Source organism: Ekhidna sp., assembly GCF_963691765.1.
In the GTDB taxonomy this organism is placed as follows: domain Bacteria; phylum Bacteroidota; class Bacteroidia; order Cytophagales; family Cyclobacteriaceae; genus Ekhidna.
Window position 1 is genome coordinate 87,029 of the sequence record NZ_OY829375.1, and the last position, 15,668, is coordinate 102,696.

At 39.6% G+C, this 15,668-nt stretch carries 12 protein-coding genes; 3 read left to right on the forward strand and 9 right to left on the reverse strand.

Annotated elements, in window-relative coordinates:
- The first annotated feature begins 7 nt into the window (after positions 1-7).
- Both ACY650_RS00455 and ACY650_RS00460 read left to right on the forward strand, forming a co-directional pair.
- Positions 8-913 carry an AAA family ATPase gene (locus ACY650_RS00455; RefSeq protein ID WP_462250624.1) on the forward strand — a complete coding sequence of 302 codons (906 nt, stop codon included), beginning with the start codon at positions 8-10 and terminating at the stop codon, positions 911-913.
- 1 nt (position 914) lies between these two features.
- Positions 915-2,246: a hypothetical protein gene (locus ACY650_RS00460; RefSeq protein ID WP_462250626.1), complete on the forward strand. Its 1,332-nt coding sequence runs from the start codon at positions 915-917 to the stop codon at positions 2,244-2,246.
- On the opposite strand, the gene ACY650_RS00465 is transcribed toward ACY650_RS00460, so the two are convergent.
- The 9 genes from ACY650_RS00465 to ACY650_RS00505 form a co-directional block, all read right to left on the reverse strand.
- Positions 2,243-2,755: a GNAT family N-acetyltransferase gene (locus tag ACY650_RS00465; protein WP_462250628.1), complete on the reverse strand. Its 513-nt coding sequence runs from the start codon at positions 2,753-2,755 to the stop codon at positions 2,243-2,245. The two genes, ACY650_RS00460 and ACY650_RS00465, sit on opposite strands and share 4 nt — an antisense overlap.
- Before the next feature lie 12 nt (positions 2,756-2,767).
- Positions 2,768-3,178, reverse strand: a complete 411-nt coding sequence (locus ACY650_RS00470) for a DoxX family protein (protein WP_462250630.1) — start codon at positions 3,176-3,178, stop codon at positions 2,768-2,770.
- Between the two features lie 57 nt (positions 3,179-3,235).
- Complete coding sequence (gene pfkA / locus ACY650_RS00475; RefSeq protein WP_462250632.1) at positions 3,236-4,207, reverse strand: 6-phosphofructokinase; 972 nt, start codon at positions 4,205-4,207, stop codon at positions 3,236-3,238.
- 82 nt (positions 4,208-4,289) lie between these two features.
- Positions 4,290-5,240: an ROK family protein gene (locus ACY650_RS00480; protein ID WP_462250634.1), complete on the reverse strand. Its 951-nt coding sequence runs from the start codon at positions 5,238-5,240 to the stop codon at positions 4,290-4,292.
- Positions 5,237-6,577, reverse strand: a complete 1,341-nt coding sequence (locus ACY650_RS00485; protein WP_462250636.1) for an MFS transporter — start codon at positions 6,575-6,577, stop codon at positions 5,237-5,239. The genes ACY650_RS00480 and ACY650_RS00485 overlap by 4 nt, the downstream gene beginning before the upstream one ends.
- 2 nt (positions 6,578-6,579) lie before the next feature.
- On the reverse strand, positions 6,580-7,917 hold the full coding sequence (locus tag ACY650_RS00490; protein ID WP_462250638.1) for an alpha-amylase family glycosyl hydrolase: 1,338 nt from the start codon (positions 7,915-7,917) through the stop codon (positions 6,580-6,582).
- A 7-nt stretch (positions 7,918-7,924) separates the two neighbouring features.
- A complete protein-coding gene (locus ACY650_RS00495) occupies positions 7,925-10,249 on the reverse strand; it encodes an alpha-amylase family glycosyl hydrolase (RefSeq protein WP_462250640.1) in 2,325 nt (774 codons plus the stop codon).
- A complete protein-coding gene (locus ACY650_RS00500) occupies positions 10,224-12,626 on the reverse strand; it encodes a glycoside hydrolase family 31 protein (protein WP_462250641.1) in 2,403 nt (800 codons plus the stop codon). Before ACY650_RS00500 ends, ACY650_RS00495 begins: the two co-directional genes overlap by 26 nt.
- A gap of 132 nt (positions 12,627-12,758) precedes the next feature.
- Positions 12,759-13,778 carry a LacI family DNA-binding transcriptional regulator gene (locus ACY650_RS00505; RefSeq protein ID WP_462250643.1) on the reverse strand — a complete coding sequence of 340 codons (1,020 nt, stop codon included), beginning with the start codon at positions 13,776-13,778 and terminating at the stop codon, positions 12,759-12,761.
- Positions 13,779-13,994: 216 nt separating this feature from the next.
- Between ACY650_RS00505 and ACY650_RS00510 the strand changes: the two genes are divergently transcribed.
- On the forward strand, positions 13,995-15,638 hold the full coding sequence (locus ACY650_RS00510) for a hypothetical protein (protein WP_462250645.1): 1,644 nt from the start codon (positions 13,995-13,997) through the stop codon (positions 15,636-15,638).
- Positions 15,639-15,668: the final 30 nt, after the last annotated feature.

Consider the following 15,668-nt stretch of genomic DNA (forward strand, 5'->3'; position numbering starts at 1 on the left):
TGATACTATGGCAGAAACCAAACATTGGACTGGATCTGAAAAATATTTATGCGATCCAGATTTAGCACAAGCTTTTCACATGGCTCGTACCTTAGGCATGCCGCTACTTATTGAAGGAGAGCCAGGCACAGGAAAAACAGAACTCCCCATTCACTATGCAAAAGATCGCGGTCTCGACCTTGAGGTTTATCCAGTTGGTTCTAAAAGCAATGTAGAGCAGTTTGTAGCACGGTTTGACCATGTGAAGTATTTGAGAGATTCTCAAATTGAAATTTTGAATGCTCAAAGGGAAGAGAAGGGGTTGGAAAGCAGACTTTCAACAGGAAATCGAAATCCTGAAAACTTAAGGGACTATGTTGCGAAGGGTCCTGCCGCTACAGCTTATAGCAAGCCTAACTCAGTATTACTAATAGACGAAATAGATAAAGCTCCAAGAGAGTTTCCGAATGACCTCTTATATGCATTAAGCCACAGGAAGTTTATTATGCCCGAATCAGGCGAAGTAATAGAAGTATCTGAAGAAGATATGCCGGCAATTGTTATAACGTCCAATAGAGAACAAGAATTACCAACCGCATTTAAAGGAAGATGCATCTACCACTACATTGACTTTCCTGATAAGGATGTAATGGAAAAGATTGTGGAAAAGCATCACCCTGGACTAGATGAAAAAGTGGTGAAAGTGGCCCTAGATGTATTCTATCATCTTAGACGTCTTGGACTTGAACGTTCTCCAACAACCAGAGAAATATTGAACTGGTTGAAATACATGGGTGATCATGCTCCTAAGGAGGCTGTTGAAAAAATTCAAGGATTGGAAGGCATTGGAGCTTTGATAAAGACTCAAGCAGATATGGAACGTGTCAATCGTATGATTGGCGCTGGAGATAACTTAGGAACCTACTTAAACTAATATGTTAAGCTCGTTACCAGAATCTTTTAGAAAACATGGCCTAAAGGCTGATGTGCGTACGCTTCTCGTACTAAGGAAAGCAATGCAAAAAGGTTTGGTGAAAACTCTTGGAGACTTACATAATACACTTAAAGGTATCGTAGTGAAAGAGCCTGAAGATATTGGCCCTTTCACAAAAGCCTACTACGAATACTTTTTAAATGTCCCAATAGCACCAGGACAAACATTAGAAGATGCCATATTGCGATCCGAGACCTTTAAACAGTGGAAGACTAAGTATATCGATGAAGCTGATAGAGACATTGACCTAACAGAAGAAGACCTGGTAAATACATTCTTGGATCAAGTCCACCTTACCAGCTATGACATAAAAGAAGTTGTCAATGGAAAAGAGCTATGGGATAAGGACAACCCTGATCTCGAAGACAAAGACTCCCAGGAAACTGATTCCGAACCTGCCGAAAGAGTCCTCGATAAAATGGCTGATTATTCTGACCTCTCTTTAGAAGAATTGCTTGAACGGATGGAAAAAGTCCGTGATCAACAGCGAACTAATCATAGCGGCGGTAGTCACTGGATTGGAACTGGAGGAATTTCACCATATGGACATGGTGGAGCGGCAAAAAATGGACTTAGAGTTGGTGGGCAAGGTGGCGGAAGAATGGCTCGAAAAGTGATAGGTGATAAAAACTACTTCCCTATCGATCGTGATGCGCTCCTTAATGACAACAATGTAGATGCAGCTTTAGCTTCAATAAAAGGTGTTATAGAAGAAAGCGCAATTGAGAAACTAGATGTTCCTGGCACCATCAAATCAGGACTTAAAAGAGGTGGCTTATTTCTTCCAGAATTAACAAGTGAAAAGTTTGAAGAGCTTAAGATTATCGTATTGATCGATAATGGTGGATATTCAATGGCACCTTACATAAGAAGTGTACAGCAGCTTTTCCGCAAGATGAAAACACGTTTCTCGCATGACCTAGAGGTATTCTACTTTCACAACACCATATATGATCGTGTTTGGATAGACGAGAGAAGATCAACCTATATATCTATTGACAAGTTGCTCATGTACAACAAAGACTATAGAGTGTTCTTTATTGGTGACTCAGCCATGGCTCCATATGAACTTAGTCCCCTGAGCATTAGAAATATTCAGGCAATTGCTAAGAAATTCAAGAAGACCGTCTGGCTTAATCCAGAACCTCTAAAGTATTGGCCAGGCACTTATACGATCCAAGTAATGAAAGAACTGATTCCAATGTTCCCATTGACACCTCATGGAATAGAACGTGCAGTTCGAAAAATGAACGCCAAGAGCACAGAAGGTTAGAGCTTCATTCGAAATCCTAATACGGGCATGCCCACTTGATAAAAGTCTAAGTCTGTAGACCTCACAAAACCCATTTTTTCGTACATACCCCATGCAATTTTCATTGAATCGGTAGTATGTATAATCATCTGAGTAAGTCCATTACTCCTGGCTTTTTCAATACATGCGTTAGTAAGAAGCTTACCAATACCCAGTCCTCTAGCTTTATCAGAGACTGCCAATAGTCTAAACGCAGCACTTTCTTTTTCTTCCTCAAGGTTAATGTTGGCACTGTAGTCTGCCAGATCATTGATATAAACTACCGCTCCCAAAATGTCACTTGCAGATGTAGCAATCAAAATATCAACGCTCTCCTTTTTTGCAAACTCACCAATATTGGCCAACACATGGTAATATTCAGGTTGTTCCTCTAGAGATGGAAAACCTTCTAATGCTGCATAAACCTCCACCATCAATTTTCCTACCGCTTGATAGTCTTTATTAGAGGCAATCTGAACATTGATTTCCATTTAGTGAATAATTCAAATAGGAGTAACCATTTCCCAGAGCAGGTAAACGGTCATTGCTGAAATGATGAAGTAAGTGGTAAGTGTTGCAGCTCCTACATAGTCTTGAGCCATACGCTGACCAAAGAACAAAGCGAGAATTGAGAGTGTTGAAAGTTGAGCTCCAATTAGCCCAATATTTGCGCTGCCATCATAAATCAGAAAGAATATACCCGCAGCACAGAGCCCTCCTGCTGACACTTCCAAAAGTGTTATTAACAGAGTCATCAATCCTACCAGACCTTTCAGTGGACTGTTTGCAAAGTGGCTCTCAAACCACTCTTTATTACCCTTATAATTGAAGACCTTGTCGAGTCCTGACTGCAAAAACAAAATAGCTAGAAACGCGAGACATAGAACTGGAACTGAGAGAAATGCAATCTTCATAGGTAGAATTATCTTGGTCGAGACGCCAAGATATTAAAATATCCAGAATAGCTGGTCTTAATTGTTCATCACATCAACGAGGCGCATCAGCTCATTGCTTATGGGCTTCGTTTTGCTTATGGCTAACTTGAAACTTGTATAAGCTACTTCATCATCGATAATTCCAGCCATAACATTTGCCTTACCATTAATCAAACCTTCTACAGCCGCAAGACCAAGTCTGCTAGCTAAAATTCGATCCAAGGAAGTTGGAGAACCTCCTCGCTGCAAGTGCCCCAGAGTAGAAACTCGGATATCCAGCTTTGGCAGTTTTCCTTTAACCTTATTGGCTATTTCATGAGCATCGCCTTGCTCGTCGCCCTCTGCCACAATTACTATCGCTGAAGTTTTCTCTTTATCTCTACCCTTATTCAAAGTATCTATTACATCTTGAATGGTTGTAGATGTTTCAGGAACCATTACCAATTCTGCTCCACCGCCTATTCCGCAATGAATTGCGATGTAGCCAGAATGACGTCCCATAACTTCAATAAAGAACACGCGATCATGCGAATTTGCAGTATCTCTGATTTTGTCAATTGCTTCCAACGCGGTGTTTACCGCCGTATCAAATCCGATAGTAAAATCCGAGCCAAATAAGTCATTGTCAATTGTTCCTGGAGCTCCTACTGTAGGAATACCGTATTCTTCATAAAAGATATTCGCTCCAGTAAATGTACCATCACCTCCAATTGCCACAAGGCCTTCTATCCCTTTGGCCTTGAGTTGTTCGTAAGCCTTCTTTCTTCCTTCTTTGGTTCTGAAATCTTCGCTCCTTGCAGATTTTAGAATGGTCCCTCCTTTCTGAAGAATATTACTTACCGAATAAGACTTCATTAGATACATATCTCCGTTAATGATACCATTGTATCCGTATCTTATTCCATAGACATTCAGTCCAAGGCTAATGCCAGATCGTACCACTGCGCGAACGCATGCATTCATTCCTGGTGCATCTCCTCCAGACGTAAATACTCCAATATTTTTCATTCTATATTTCTTTTAATCCTAACTCAAAACAGACCTAAACGTTTGATATCACCCAAAGATGATTGCTGGTTTTTGAGTTTTTCTAATTGTCTAAATATTTCCAAACCAGACTTGAAGCTCCCAATATCGGAGCATCATCGTCTTTCAAACCTGAGGGTTGCAGTTGTATCTTCTTATCACGAAATAGGGGCATCATATAACGCTCCATATTTTCTTGAGCGGGGGTAAAGATGTGGTCGCCGGCTTGAGCCAGACCTCCCAACAAAAATATTGCTTCTGGATCAGTATGAACAACAAAATCGGATAATTTCATTCCAAGAACTCTCCCAGTATATTTAAATGCTTCAATTGCAATTTTATCGCCTTTTGCAGCTGCCTCTGTTATGGTCCTGGTGCTCAAGTCATCAAAACTGATTGAACGGAGTATACTAGGTTCTGTATAATCAGCTAATAATTTATATACGGTCCTGCGTATTCCTGTAGCAGATACATATGTCTCCAGACATCCTCTTTTTCCACATGCACAATATCTTCCATTTGCATTCACTAGCGTATGACCCAGCTCTCCAGCGAAGCCGTGTTTACCGTAAACCAAGTCCCCATTAATCACTATTCCACTACCTAAACCTGTACCTACTGTAAGGACCACAAAGTCTTTCATGTCCTTAGCCTTACCGTATACCATTTCACCTAAAGCAGCAGCATTTGCGTCATTGGTAAGGACACATTTCATCCCAAATACTTTCTCGGCTTCTTCGGCAAAATTGGAAATACCCTTCCAAGGAAGGTTTGGTGGATTTACAATAGTCCCTTGGTAATAGTTGGCATTGGGGGCCCCTACTCCTATTCCAATTGCATTATCAATTGGGTGTATCTTCTCGATTTCTTCTTTTAAGGTTTGAAGGAATACTCGATAATCATCGAACTGTTGTGTCTTGATTCTAGACTGTGCTAAAATATTTCCATCTCTATCGGCAATACCAAACTTTGAGTTCGTTCCTCCGATATCTATTCCTATTGCAAGTTTCGTCATCCAGCGACTGCTTTTTTATTAATTATAATGAGATTGGCTAATCCCGCTAAAATTAAAGAGCAACCTGCTAAAAGCATAGTATTAATTGTGGCTTCCCCAAATAAAAATTTATAAGTGAAATTAATTCCACCTAGTGCGGCAACAATTTGAGGGATAACTATAAACATATTAAATAGCCCCATGTATACACCCATCTTCTTGGCATCAATGGCTGAAGAAAGCATGGCATAGGGCATGGATAAAATGCTGGCCCATGCTATTCCAATTCCAATGAAAGATAAATGAAGCATCCAAGGCTCAGTGATCAGAAGCATTGATATGAATCCAAATCCTCCTATTATAAGACTTACCATATGCAAGTACTTTCGATTTATTGAGTACTTACTGGTTATAAAAACCAAAAGCAAAGCATAAACCATCGATGAAAGTCCATATGTACCCATTGCAGAACCGACTTGATTGGCAGCATCATTATATAGCGACGTTGTTGGATCTGTTGCATTAAAAACATGATCTGTCAAAGCCGGCGTAGCAAAGCTCCACATGCTGAAAAAAGCAAACCAGGAAAAAAACTGAACTACACCTAACTTCTTCATAACCAGAGGCATAGAAGATATATTGTTTAATATCTCTTTGGCCCCATTTAAAAAACCTCCAGTGCTTTTATTTGTCTCTCTAAAAGCTTCCAAGTCTTCAGGTGGATATTCTTTAGTAGTGAAAATGGTATATAGTATGGTGCCAATAAAGACAATTGCACCAATTAAAAAAGCAACTTTTACACTATCCGGAACGATACCTGAAGGGGCTTCATTCGCGACACCCATCTTGGTAACAAAAGCAGGCAAATTGCTCGCAATCCAAGTACCTACTCCAATAATAAGTGTTTGTACGACAAACCCATAGGATCTTTGATTATCCGGCAGCTTGTCCGCAACTAATGCTCTAAAAGGCTCCATGGATATATTAATACTGGCATCCAAAATCCATAGGAATCCTGCAGCCATCCACAGTGCCGATGAATACGGCATAAAAATTAGGGCTATTGAACTGAGGATCGCTCCGATCAAGAAAAATGGACGTCTCCTGCCCAATTTGGCACTCCACGTTCTATCACTTAGATATCCAATGATTGGCTGAACTAAGAGTCCCGTTAAAGGTGCTGCAATCCACAACATTGGGATGGCATCCTTACTGGCACCTAATGTCTGGAAAATTCGGGACATGAACCCACCTTGTAAGGCAAACCCAAATTGAATTCCAAGGAATCCAAAACTCATATTCCATATTTGCCAAAAGCTTAACTTGGGCTTTTCTGAATTGATAGAAACATTACTCATTACTATTGACCTTTAGATCCTACGTAAAATTGATATGGAGTCATTTCGCTAATTGATGAGATGGTTTCTCCAGAGAAGAAATCCTGAAATTCATCCACTCCATCGAGACTCACATTTTGTGACTCCCCAGATAAATTGATAACGGTAATTACCTCATTCTCTCCTATTACTCTGCGATAAGCAATAACCATTGGATTGTCCGTGCTTATAAACTGAGGCTGCCCCCCAAACTCACCGTTATACAATGCTGGATTAGAATGTTTGATCTCAACGAGCTTAGCGTAAAAATCTTGATATTTAATATCACTCCAATCGATTGAATCCTTGTCAAAAAAGACCAGTCGTTTATCTAATCCAGCCTCCTGCCCACTATAAATTAAAGGCATACCCTGAACGGTGAATGCAAAAACTGCAAATGCCTTATGTCCTTCGCCAAATCGTTCAAAGACTGTCCCATTCCAAGAGTTTTCATCGTGATTGGTAGTAAAATTCATTCTAATCGCATCTGATGGATACCTTACCAAATCCTTGTTGATGAATGCTATCAATGAATCGGCATTCTTCTCACCTTTTGCTACACCATTCATATAATGGTGCAATCCCCATCCATAGGTCATATGAAAAGCATCGTTGTGCATTTCCGGTTCGTCCCATTCTGCTAGCATAAACAAATCTTTATCAACATCGAGTGAATCCTTTGCACGCTGCCAGAATTCCATTGGAACAAAACCAGCAACGTCGCATCGATAACCATCCAAATCTGCTTCTCGAACCCAAAACCTTAATGCATCAATCATTTCGTTTTGCATGTCCATATTCTCATAATTGAGATCAGCTACATCTGTCCAGTCTGTACCTTCAGGCCATGTTATATTCCCTAGTGAATCAGTAGTGTGATATCCAGCTATTTCAGTCCATGGATGATCAAAAGCCGTGTGGTTTGCCACCCAATCCAATATCACTTTTATGCCCAAGTTATGAGCCGACTCAACCATGGTTTTAAAGTCTTCCATGGTTCCATAATCAGGATTGATGGCTGTATAATCTTTGATTGAATAATAGCTACCCAGTCTTCCTTTTCTATTCTTTTCACCGATTGGCTGTACAGGCATTATCCATAGAATATCTACCCCTAAATCTTTCAGCCTTGGCAAATGTTCGGCAAATGCATTGATCGTGCCTTCTGGAGTGTATTGACGAATATTCACCTCGTAAATAACATTATCCTTAGCTTTTTCAGGATAATTGATCACTTCACTCACAGCTTCTGCCTCGGTTTGACCTGTGCATGCACTTAGCACGATGATAAGAATTAAGGTTAGGTTAATTGCTTTTTTCATTCTGTGGTTAGTTGTAAGTGATCATTTCAAAGCCAAATGCCGGTATCGTAACTAGATTTCCAGAAACCTCCCCAAAGAAATTAGGCTTACCTCCTGCTGGAATTGAAACTTCTATTGGACTTTCTGAACTATTGAAAACAGAAATAACACTGTTTTCAAAATAAGACCTTGCAATAACTAAGTGCGAATTACTTTCTTCAAGAATCTCCGTATCACCATAGATAAGTGCCAGGTTTTCCTTGCGCAGTTCGATCATCTTTTTCGCTCGTGCTCGAGTGGCTAATTGATGTCTATCGAGATTATCAAATTGCATTTGGCGTCGATTGTCTGGGTCATTTCCACCAGGTGATCCATATTCATCACCGTAATAAATACATGGAATACCGGGAATAGACATCATATATGCCGTTAATGCAGAAAGTTTCCGATATGCAAGGGTATCCTGTAAGCTGATTTCACGATTCCAACCCGCATATTTTGTATCCTCGCCAAACTTTAACGAACCATCGGCATATGATATAAACCTTGGACGATCCTGATTGCCGGTGATATATCCCATCAAGTTATGATCACCATAGTATTTTATGCTTTCTCTTAGTGAATTACCCAGCTCATTTAGCGCACCTGCCCCTGCAAATGCAGACACAGCGCGATCATACATATTGAAATCAAATTGTGCATCCAACATTCCCGTATTGATGTAGCTTTTAATAAGCTCATGACTTCCATAAGTCTCACCTATTTGGAATACACTTCGATCTCCCTTCAGTATCACATCATTCTTTACTTTCTTGGTTAGTGTTCTCCAAAAGATTTCTGGAATGTGCTTTGTTGCATCATGCCTAAAACCATCAATACCGTATTCCTTAAGCCAAAACATGGCTGAGTCTGTCATTGGATCAACAGTTTCCATTCTTGACAAATCAAGTGTCGGCATGAATGTATCAAACCATGTAGTGAGTCTATGATCATCCCACCTTTCTGTATTTAAGGATCCATCCGGCAGGTACAGATCTGTAGCCCAATCCGGATTTTCTTGATAGATGGGGTGTTGTTCATGGACATGGTTTGCTACATAATCAAGTAGCACGTTCATATTTTGACCATGAGCAACATCGATTAGTGACCTAAATTCTTCAGATGTTCCGAAACGATAATCAACCTTTAAATTCGAAATGGGCCAATATCCATGATATCCAGAAAAACTAGTCTCAGGCTCTGGGTATTTACCAAATGCCCCTTCTGGATTTTGAGTAATTGGAGAAAGCCATACAGTATTTACACCCAAATCCTGAAAATAACCATCAGCGATTTTCTGTGTAACTCCAGCAAGGTCACCGCCGAAATAATCAGCCTTAGGGTGTACCTCAGGAATATTCAATGGTTTGTCATTACTGGAATTACCATTATTAAACCTGTCTACCATTAAGAAATACATGATCATCGACTCGTAATCATTTCGGTCAAGCTGTTCTGAAGAAGAGAGTACCTGTCCATTATTTAATGGCAAAAGAACATCATTGCCGACACCCTCTTGATTAAAAGCCCACAGTCGAATTGCAGATCTTTTTATGTTTTTCGCATTTCCAGGAATTGAAATAGCAATCGATTTATTGTCAATATCGATGTAATCATTAGGAAGTAGTTGGTTTTCCCAATAGGCATAAACCTTTTCGATTGGATTATTACTTACAAGTCTAATTTCATTTGCATCATAACTATCTGTTTTTATGTGAGGGATAAGCGAAGCATCCGGCCCAGCAATTTCAATAACAGAGTTCCATCCTCCCATCCCGTTGCTAATGGAGTCAGTATTTTGGGGATCAAGCATTTCCTTGCCATCAATCACATACAAGTATTGATATGTTCCCGGGCTAAGTAGTACATACCCAGTAAATTCTCCATCTTGTTTTTCAAGTACAGTATTGTTTGGATTCCAAGCATTGAATTCACCTTTGATCATTACCTTATCCTCTGCACCCGAAGAAGGGAATAAAAATGAATATAGGGTCTTTTTAGTGCGCCTTAAAAGAACACTTTCACCAATACCGGATGACCAAAAGGTTAGGTTGTATAGGTCTTTTTTGGCCTTTCCTGATATGGAAAGAATTCCTTCTCTTTCCTGTAGAGAAAATGGTCCATCTGATGTAATGGAATCAATTCTCGATGGATCTATCACGTAATCAGCAACCTGAACATCAGTTTTGTCCATTCCAAGATGTATCGGCGTTGCCTTACCTAAAATCAGAGATGATTCTAACGATTGAAGTGATGCTGGCTCACATGCTGCAAGTAACGCAACAATGCTACCAGCTAAAAGTAATTTCTTCATTCGTATAGTCTTTTTCAATAGTAAAAACCTGATCAGATTTTAGATTGTCTCTTCGGTCATCTTCAAAAGGATCAAAGTTGGAGATAGGCTGTACGTAAGAATATGATTGCTTTTCTAGTTGATTCACTGCACGCTCTTCGAAACCATGAAGAACTACTTTAACCTTCTTTATCTTACTTGAATAGCTACCCTGGGCCATTTCAATGGAAATCTTCTTATTACTTGGATCAAATACGATATTCCTACGATGGTATACTCCGGCTACATTCTCAGTTGAAACTCCATCATCCTCATAATACTCTATATTGCATATTTCGTCTCCATTGTAAACATGCAGTTCCAGGCTCTCACCAATGTCCTTGGAGTTTTGTTGTGCATCTGAGTAAACTGGAATGATTGATGAAGCTTTCACAAAGAGTGGTAAATGTTCTAACGCATACTCTCGGATGTTTACCTGCCCTCCTTCAAACTTCTCATCCGTGAAAAACTCATACCATTCTCCTTGAGGTAAATAAATTTTTCCAAATCTTTGATCACTAGCTAAAGGTGCCACAAGTATGCTCTCTCCGAACATGTATTGATTCTCAAAATCTGAATCATAGATGTTATCATCAGTGGTATAGTCGATACATAAACTTCTTGTAATCGGTGTTCCCTTTTCGGAAGCTTTTAAGAATGCCTGATAGACATACGGCATCAATTTATACCTTAAACGAATATAGTTTTTAGAAATTTCTTCTACTTCTTCACCATATGACCATGGCTCCGAATCATTGGAATTTATCATTGAATGGCCGCGGAAGAAAGGCGAAAAAGCTCCTACCTGTATCCATCTGGCAAAAAGATTGCTTTGTCCATTTCCTGCAAATCCTCCAACATCATAACCCGAAAATGGCACTCCAGATAATCCCAAACTGTTAACCATCCGAACACCAAGCATCATATGCTCGTCGTTGGCAACATTATCACCTGTCCAAAGTGCACTATACCGTTGAACTCCTGCAAATCCTGCTCTGGTAAGAATAAATGGACGTTTCCCGTCTAAGTTTGATTTCGCTCCTTCGTATGCACTCTTCGCCATTTGCATACCATAAACATTTCTTCCCTTTCTGGTGGTAGCACCTTCTCCTTCAAAATCAAACACAATATTTTCAGGTAGCATCTGACCCCAGGTTGCTATCTCATTCATGTCATTCCAGAATCCTTTGATACCAATCTGAGTATAGCTCTTCATCATCTCATGCCACCATTCTCTACTCTCAGCTTTAGTAAAATCAGGGAAATAACACCATCCAGGCCACACTTCTCCTTCGTAGAATTCACCATCAGGATACTTCAAAAAGACATCGTTTTCCACTCCAGAAGAATGAGGCTCGTAGTCTTCCTCTTTCTTAATTCCTGGATCACAGATTACTACAACTTCAAATCCCATCTCCTTGAGTAAGTCTACCATTTGTGCCGGATATGGGAATCTTTCTTTATCCCAACTAAAGATCTTGTATTGATCCATGTAGTGGATATCTAATACAATAACATCCGCTGGAATGTCTTTATCTCTGAATTTTTTTGCCACATCAAGAACCTCAGTATCAGGATAGTAGCTATACCTACATTGTTGATAACCTATACTCCACATTGGAGGCAAAGGCATACGACCAGTCAACCAAGTATAAGACTCAATGATATCACTGACGCTACCGGCAAAGAAATAATAATTTAGGTCTCCTGAATCAACAGAAAAGCTCGAAAATCGATTGTTGGAAGCGCCAAAATTAAAATGACTTTTATAACTATTGTCTAAGAATATGCCGTAAGAGCAATCGCCATGAATACCTATGTAAAATGGGATTGAAGCATACAAAGGATCAGCTTCAATGTGATAGGCAAAATGATCAGTATTCCAATTTTGGTAACCTTTTCCCCTCCTATCCAAAGGACCAGTTTTCTCTCCTAATCCAACAAATCGTTCATTGTTTTGTAATTTTTTATAAACCGTCTTTTGTTCCCCTTGAACTTGTGTCCCTAAACCAGGATCATCCTGATTCAGCACCTTACCGTCCTTATCCAGAAAAGTAAAGAGGATAGTTTCTTTGTTTACGACAACATCGATGTGTTCTGAAGTAATTACCAAAGACTCATCATGTTCTTCTATCGAATAGTTTACAGATTCATTTGGTTGCTGAATTACCGAGTATGGATTCTCATCAACCTCACCATTTACTTGATGAATTCGAATGGTCCGTTCATTGTAAAATATGATCCGGTATGAATAGAGATCTGACTGGACTTCAATTCCATACTTTATGGTCTTATACGATATGTATTTTCCAGCAGACACAATTCTTTTTTTGCCCTCACTTTTGACAGTATCCAACATAGTTTTTTTCCATCGTTAAGTTGTGTGATGATTCAAATTAATGAATAATCTGAGATGGAAACGTAGGATTATTTCAAAAAAAATAACGCAAACGGTTGCGGAAGAGGCTGATAATGAAGATTTTGTAAAAAATCAGGATTTTCTGGAAGAATCCCTCGCCAATAAAGCCGTTGGCAGCTTTATCCTTTCGGTTTCAACACCTTCCTCACTTTCTATTTGCTTCAATAATAATTCCGCTGCGTGCTGCCCCATTTCAAAACCCGGTTGTTCTATAGTCGAAATAGTAGGGTTAGTCAAGGATGTAAATTGCCAGTTGCTGAATCCAACTACTCCAAAATCATCAGGAATTTTTCTTCCATTTTCTTGAGCAGCTTTGATGGCACCCATCGCTGCCAAATCATTGGAAGCAAACAAAGCATCAACATCTTTTGATTTCAAAATAGCCGCAGTAGCAGAATAAGCATCACCTTCATTCGATGCATGATTGAAAACGATCAAACTTTCGTCAACTTCAAGTCCAGCATCCTCGTGCGCTTTTCGAAATCCACTAAGTCGTTCATTCGTAATTTCTAGATTCTCGGGTCCCGCTAGATGTCCAATTTTTCGATACCCCTTCTGAATCAAATGCTCAGTGGCCTGGTACCCACCCAAAAAATCATCAACTGTGACGTTGCTATTTTCCAATGCTTCTGGTACTCTATCAAAAAATACAATCGGCAAACCTTTTTGCATCATGGCTTCAAAATGTGAATGGTCAAAAGACTCTTTCGAAAGTGACACCAGTATTCCGTCAACTCTGTTATTAAACAACGTTTGAATATTCATCATTTCTCGTTCAACAGATTCATTGGATTGAGTGATGATTACGTTGTATCCCCTACTCTGAGCGATGTCCTCGATTCCACTAATCACTGTCGAGAAAAAGAAGTGAACAATCTCTGGAACTACGATGCCAATAGTGTTGGATTTACTATACCTCAAACTCAATGCTAAAGAGTTAGGTTGATAGTTCAATTCTTCTGCAACACGCCTAACGGCTTTCTTAGTTTCTTCACTGATTTCAAAATGGTCTTTCAAAGCACGCGATACCGTTGAGGGTGAAATACCCAATTCTTTAGCGATGTCTTTGATGGTAATTGTTTGCCTTTTCATACTCGAAAGATAGCGAAATGGGCCAATTCTACTTCAGTGGCTTTGTAAAAGTCTGAAACGCAAACGTTTGCAGAAAAAAAAGTTCGTAAAAACTTCGTGAAAGTGTTGTTTGGAATTTTTGAATTTCTAAAATTCGGTAAGTGAGTGTTAAGAAAATATTGATTTTTCAACCCAAAAACTCCAAAAAAATTACTTAAAATTTAACAACAAATTACGATGAAAAATGCACTAAAATCCCTAAGTTTTTTGATGCTTATAGGGGCCCTAATTTTCACCACATCTTGCGGTAGCGATGATGGTGGTTCTACGATCATTGACGACGATGATGATACTGGTTCATTCATAGTTGCTGACGGTCTTTACATCGCAGGAATTTCTAGCACAGACACAACAGTAGTTACTGGAAATGTTCTACGTGATACTAAAGTTGAAGATGATGGATTTGCAACCAAAGAGCGATCCGGTCACATGACTACATTTACTTATTTAGAAGCAGGTTCATTCTTGTTTGTTGAGGTTGATGATCAAGAAGCTTCTGCTGCATATGGTGGATCTACTTCCACTTACAATGATGACGAAGCGGACAACACTGATGACTATACTGGTTCTTATACTGTAGTTGATATTTCTGGAAATGCAACTTCATTTGACATTGCAGAGTCTGGTTTCTACCACGTAATATTTGATACACAAGCTGATGAAGCATTGATTGTTAAAGTTGATTCTTGGGGTGTTATCGGAGGAGCAGTATTCTCAGATGCATGTACAAGTGATGGATTTAACGCTGACATTGACCTGACTGAAACTTCAGCTAGCGCAGCTGATGGTGCCGTTTATGATGGCACAGGCATCATCTTAAAGGATGCTGAATTCAAAGTTAGATACAATGACAGCTGGAAAATCGACAGAAGAACTGATAAATCAAGCTTTGATGATGTTAACGGATATGTAGCTCTTACAAACCTTGGAGGTACACCTACAGCACTAGAAGAAGGTGGAGCAAATATCAATTTAAGTGACAACTCTATTGCAAATGGAACTTATGACATTACATTCTCAATAGATGAAAATGCAACTGCAGAAATTAGCCTATCTAGCACTGGAGATGCTCCAGTATGTGATTTCGACCCAGATAACTTCACTTGGGGAATCATTGGATCTGCTACTCAAGGTGATCCAGGAAATGGAACAGGAGTTTGCGACGAAAGTGGTACTGGTACAGCAACTGATGGCTGGAACAATGAAAAACGTCTAATTTATATCAATGGAGACGGTGGTGTTCACAAGTGGAGAGGTGTATTCCCTCTTGCAGGCGGTACTGAAAACAATGCATTTAAATTCAGAACTGACTGTACTTGGGCAACTAAGCTTCTACCAACTACAGCTAATGTTACTGATAACACTGAAGATGGAACAATCACTGATGATGGAGACACTAATGCAGATGGACAATGGTTTGTTGCTGACGGAGCTTCTGGATTCTACTACATCACTATCTCTACTTCTGATCAAGGAGACAATTGGGATATCACTATCGATGAAGCTGAATTCCAAGTGATTGGAGAAGGCAGCCCTGTAGGCAACTGGGATGCAGGAAATGGAATTGCAATGACTTACAACGACGATTTAGCTTCAGCTACGCTTTCAGCTGGTGACTATACTACTGGTGGATGGAAAATCTTTGTAAACCAAAGCTTTGACTACAACCTAGGTGGTACTATTGATGGAGCTACTGCATTAGAATTCAACAATAGCACATTCAATTTGGATGCAGCAGGTAATTACTCTGTGACTATCTCTACTTCTGATGGTGGAGTTACGTACACTGCTACTGCAACGTCCAATGCAGCGAGACAATAATTCTCATATTTAATACAGAAAAAGCTGCCT

Bases quoted from the DNA above. Each gene is read 5' to 3' on its own strand.
- ACY650_RS00455 (WP_462250624.1), top strand. From the start codon at position 8: ATGGCAGAAACCAAACATTGGACTGGATCTGAAAAATATTTATGCGAT.
- ACY650_RS00460 (WP_462250626.1), top strand. From the start codon at position 915: ATGTTAAGCTCGTTACCAGAATCTTTTAGAAAACATGGCCTAAAGGCT.
- ACY650_RS00465 (WP_462250628.1), bottom strand. From the start codon at position 2,755: ATGGAAATCAATGTTCAGATTGCCTCTAATAAAGACTATCAAGCGGTA.
- ACY650_RS00470 (WP_462250630.1), bottom strand. From the start codon at position 3,178: ATGAAGATTGCATTTCTCTCAGTTCCAGTTCTATGTCTCGCGTTTCTA.
- pfkA (WP_462250632.1), bottom strand. From the start codon at position 4,207: ATGAAAAATATTGGAGTATTTACGTCTGGAGGAGATGCACCAGGAATG.
- ACY650_RS00480 (WP_462250634.1), bottom strand. From the start codon at position 5,240: ATGACGAAACTTGCAATAGGAATAGATATCGGAGGAACGAACTCAAAG.
- ACY650_RS00485 (WP_462250636.1), bottom strand. From the start codon at position 6,577: ATGAGTAATGTTTCTATCAATTCAGAAAAGCCCAAGTTAAGCTTTTGG.
- ACY650_RS00490 (WP_462250638.1), bottom strand. From the start codon at position 7,917: ATGAAAAAAGCAATTAACCTAACCTTAATTCTTATCATCGTGCTAAGT.
- ACY650_RS00495 (WP_462250640.1), bottom strand. From the start codon at position 10,249: ATGAAGAAATTACTTTTAGCTGGTAGCATTGTTGCGTTACTTGCAGCA.
- ACY650_RS00500 (WP_462250641.1), bottom strand. From the start codon at position 12,626: ATGTTGGATACTGTCAAAAGTGAGGGCAAAAAAAGAATTGTGTCTGCT.
- ACY650_RS00505 (WP_462250643.1), bottom strand. From the start codon at position 13,778: ATGAAAAGGCAAACAATTACCATCAAAGACATCGCTAAAGAATTGGGT.
- ACY650_RS00510 (WP_462250645.1), top strand. From the start codon at position 13,995: ATGAAAAATGCACTAAAATCCCTAAGTTTTTTGATGCTTATAGGGGCC.